Origin of the sequence: Curtobacterium sp. MMLR14_010 (genome assembly GCF_001865015.1) — a bacterium.
Taxonomy (GTDB): Bacteria; Actinomycetota; Actinomycetes; order Actinomycetales; family Microbacteriaceae; genus Curtobacterium.
In genome coordinates this window covers 64998-65541 of the sequence record NZ_MJGV01000027.1, presented here as the reverse complement: position 1 = coordinate 65541, position 544 = coordinate 64998, and the positions used below count along the sequence as shown (strand labels likewise).

1 pseudogene is annotated in these 544 nt (G+C 68.2%); it reads left to right on the top strand.

Going from position 1 to position 544, the window contains the following annotated elements:
* Positions 1 to 16: 16 nt before the first annotated feature.
* Positions 17 to 544, top strand: a pseudogene (locus BIU98_RS19335) (hypothetical protein); the annotation flags it as partial.

The following is a 544-nucleotide window of genomic DNA, read 5'->3' as shown; positions in this document are numbered from 1 at the left end:
GCCGACTGGTGACCCGGTGGGCACGCCGACTGGTGACCCGGTGGGGACGCCGACTGGTGACCCGGTGGGGACGCCGACTGGTGACCCGCAGGGTGTTCCGAGTGGTGATCTCATCGGAGACCCGTCGGGGAATGTGAATGCGGGTGCGTCGGTGTCGGCGTCGGCGGATGCTGATGCGGACAACAACCCGGCTGCGCAGGCGGCGTCGGAGGCTGCGGCGAACAACGACGCGACCTCGAAGGCGTCGGCTGCGACGGATGTGACCGCGAAGGCGGCGTCGGAGGTTGCTGGGAACCAGAAGACCACGGCGTCGGCGGAGGCGTCGAAGAACGCTGACTCGACCCCGAACGCGTCCTCGAAGGTCGCCTCGCAGGCTGCTGCTGAGGCGGACAACTCCACGGACACCAACGCTGGCGCGTCGGTCGAGGGCACCTCGAACACGGAGGCGTCATCGAAGTCCGCGGCGACTGCGGATGCGTCGAAGAACGCGTCGCAGGATGCTGCTGCGGATGCTGATGGGGATCCGTCGGGGAATGTGAATGCG